This is a genomic window from Halpernia sp. GG3 (assembly GCF_052976925.2).
Genome location: NZ_JBRIIR020000004.1, coordinates 1 through 2,941, shown reverse-complemented (window position 1 = coordinate 2,941; position 2,941 = coordinate 1). Strand labels below are relative to the sequence as shown.

Here is a 2,941-nt window from a genome sequence, read left to right as displayed (position 1 = left end):
GTCAGTCTGATTGATGACATTATCCGGCTTTCCCAGCTGGATGAGGGAGGAAGCCTTCCCATGGAAGAGGTCAGCCTGAAGCCTTTGGCGGAGGAAGTCTTTTCTGTTCTGCAGGATGCTTCAGAGCTTAAAAATATCACCATGACTGTCTCGGGAGAGGCTGCTCTTTACGGAGTCAGACGGCTTCTTTTTGAGATGCTTTATAATCTCTGTGACAATGCGGTCAAATACAACCGACCGGGCGGAAGAGTGGATGTCAAGCTCTGGCAGGAGACGAATCCAACGTGAAAATTTCCGTGGAGGACACCGGCATCGGCATTCCGAGATATCTTGTTCTGAGTACGTTTGTTTTAGTTCGATTCCTTCTGCAGTTAGAAAAGCATAGCGGTGCATGTTCATGCTCCACTTTCAACAGTGTACTTTCTAATTTTATATGTTGTAAATCTTTTCTTTTCATTTGTTTAGTACAAAGATTATATTTTTGAAATTTTAATTCCTTTCAATCCATATTTCAGTATTTCGTGAGGTATGAAAAATAGCTTTGATGACAATTGTGTTCTCGTAGCTGTTGAAATGAATTAAGTATGGAAAATTTTTAATTAAAGCCACTCTGGTGTTGTCATATCTTATTTGAAAAAGAAGCGGATTTGACTTGATTATTTTTAAACTTTCCTTGAAAGAATTGGAAAACGTATCACCCAATTTAGGTTGAATGCTTTTGTACCAGTCCAAAGCTGTTATGAAATCAAGTTTCGCTTCCTCAACAATTACAATTTTATAACTTACCATCAATAGCTTTTAGAAAATCATCAATATCTTGCGCTGAAGAAGGATTCTTAAGATATTTCTCAGTTCTTTCTCTAACTTGGTCCATTTGCCATTGAGGGATTTCTACATTATTCGACTTTGGAAGAATAATCACTTCAACTTCATCAGCAGTAAAATCATCTGGCAGTGTTATACTTATTTTGTGGTTTTTCACCTTAACGATTTGTCTGATGGCTTCCATTATTTTATATTTTAGTAAAGTAATTATACTCTTTTCCAGTGGTGTTAAGTTAAATAACAGAGTTAAGCTGTTTATTCAAGATTCAATCGCTCTTGTTCTATTTTTTCTGCCAGACGTTTTTCGATTATTGGTGTAATCAAGGTTTTTCTTGGTTTGACTTTTACAAAAGGAAATAATTCTAAATCATGTTTCATTTTATCCTGTTTATTAGGATGTTTGTTTGTGCCTAATAGAATTTCTTTCCCAGAATCAAATAGTTCCTGAGCTGTATCAGCACTTTCCTGAATTTTCCTTTTGATGATTCCATCGTTAAGTTGTTTCAAGAAACCACCATTTGCCTCAATATCTTTGAATAAAGCCAATGCTTTTTCAGCTAATTGATTGGTAAGATTCTCTATATAATAACTGCCATCAGCCGGATTATTAACTTTGTCAAAATAACTTTCATTTTTGAGAATCAACAATTGATTTCGCGCAATTCGGTCACCAAATTCATTGTCTTTGTGGTACAAGGCATCATAAGGTAAATTAGCAATAGCATCTGCTCCGCCAATGATTGCGCTCATACATTCGGTAGTGGTGCGTAACATGTTTACATTATAATCGTATAATGTTTTGTTTCGTTTTGTAGGCGAAACGATAATGTTGCAGTCTATATTGTGGTTGTATTCCTTTGCGATTGATTAAAAAGTAATCGCAACGCTCGGAGTTTTGCTATTTCAAAAAAGTAATTGGTCCCAACGGCCACTTCAAAAACGATGGGTTTGTTGATAACTTCAATTCTATTAAAATATTCATTTGCGTGTCCTAAACTATAAGCAATTTGCTGAACTATAGTTGCTCCTGCATTCTGATACAAGGCGCTATTGATACTAATTAACGATACGTGATGTCGTTGCTGACGAAAGTAAATTTAGGGTATCAAAATTACTTTTTTCTTGAGGTTGTAAACCAGTTTCCGTCTTTGGCTAATTGCCCAATTGGATCCAAATTACAGAAAATAGTAGTATTATTTTTCTTTGCAAATGCATCTATTTTTCTAACGAAATCGATTGAAATAAATCCCAGATTAAAATAAACGGTAACTTTTTCCAACGGTAATTGTTCCAATAGATTAGTAACATCAATAGATTCGTTTTCTATTGTAAACCGAAGGCTGTCGGCACCGCGACTCAAGGAATCTAGTGCTCGTTCGATTGATTTTTCAATATCGTAAACAAATATATTTTGGCAAATACTAAAGTTAGTTGCTTTTGTAGAAATAGGAAAAGATTTAGTAAGCTCATCTTTGTGATAAAAAGGTTTTACTTGAATATCCTCTGGAGAATTCCAAACTAAGGTTTCATTATAATCCGCTCCTTTTAGTTCAAATTGGATTTTTTGTTTCCATTGTTTGGAGGAAATGGGATTGAAATCATCGAAAAGGTTTGTAGCCATTTTGTTTGTTATTTTCCTCACCCCAGCCCTCTACAAAGGAGAGGGAGCCGAAACTTGGTGTTATGTTTTTAATAATTACTATAAATTTTACACTTCCTTCCCTTTGGGAACGGTTGGGATGGGATTTTATTTTTTTTCAATCGTGTCGCCTTCGAATTCAATGATATAAATATCTTCACTATCTTTTTTCATATAGTATTTCTCTCGGGCGTATTTTTCTATCTGTTCTGAATTTTTTAATTGCTTGATATTCTCTTGGTCTTTTTTTATTTCTTCCTTGTAATAATTGGCATTGTCTTCCAATTCGTTGATTTGTTTGTCTAAAACACGATGACCGAAATAGGAATAGTTATCCAAGAAAATCATCCAAGTAACAAAAAACAACAAGACCCAGACATATTTGTTACTTAGAAATTTAAACCAAGGTTTGTCTTTATACGGATTTGTCATTTTTTATTTTTTTTAGCCCCGATTAAAGTGAAAATCCTTTTAGTA

The 2,941-nt window shown here is 34.5% G+C and carries 4 protein-coding genes and 1 pseudogene; 1 reads left to right on the top strand and 4 read right to left on the bottom strand.

The annotated features are described in order from the left end of the window. On the top strand, window positions 1-288 hold a 288-nt coding region (locus ACVBED_RS00935; RefSeq protein ID WP_447119486.1), incomplete at its 5' end, for a sensor histidine kinase family protein. Window positions 289-489: 201 nt separating this feature from the next. Here the strand turns inward: ACVBED_RS00935 and ACVBED_RS00930 are convergent. The 4 genes and pseudogenes from ACVBED_RS00930 to ACVBED_RS00915 form a co-directional block, all read right to left on the bottom strand. Next, window positions 490-789: a type II toxin-antitoxin system RelE/ParE family toxin gene (locus ACVBED_RS00930; RefSeq protein ID WP_473094354.1), complete on the bottom strand. Its 300-nt coding sequence runs from the start codon at window positions 787-789 to the stop codon at window positions 490-492. Beyond that, entirely contained in the window at window positions 776-1,009 is a 234-nt protein-coding gene (locus ACVBED_RS00925; RefSeq protein ID WP_447119484.1) for a hypothetical protein, read from the bottom strand. Before ACVBED_RS00925 ends, ACVBED_RS00930 begins: the two co-directional genes overlap by 14 nt. A 71-nt stretch (window positions 1,010-1,080) precedes the next feature. Continuing rightward, window positions 1,081-2,446, bottom strand: a pseudogene (locus ACVBED_RS00920) (methylmalonyl-CoA mutase subunit beta). Window positions 2,447-2,572: 126 nt separating this feature from the next. Continuing rightward, a complete protein-coding gene (locus tag ACVBED_RS00915; RefSeq protein WP_417979654.1) occupies window positions 2,573-2,896 on the bottom strand; it encodes an FtsB family cell division protein in 324 nt (107 codons plus the stop codon). Between the last annotated feature and the right edge of the window lie 45 nt (window positions 2,897-2,941).

Coding starts and splice junctions, on each gene's coding strand:
- ACVBED_RS00930 (WP_473094354.1), bottom strand. CDS start 789: ATGGTAAGTTATAAAATTGTAATTGTTGAGGAAGCGAAACTTGATTTC.
- ACVBED_RS00925 (WP_447119484.1), bottom strand. CDS start 1,009: ATGGAAGCCATCAGACAAATCGTTAAGGTGAAAAACCACAAAATAAGT.
- ACVBED_RS00915 (WP_417979654.1), bottom strand. CDS start 2,896: ATGACAAATCCGTATAAAGACAAACCTTGGTTTAAATTTCTAAGTAAC.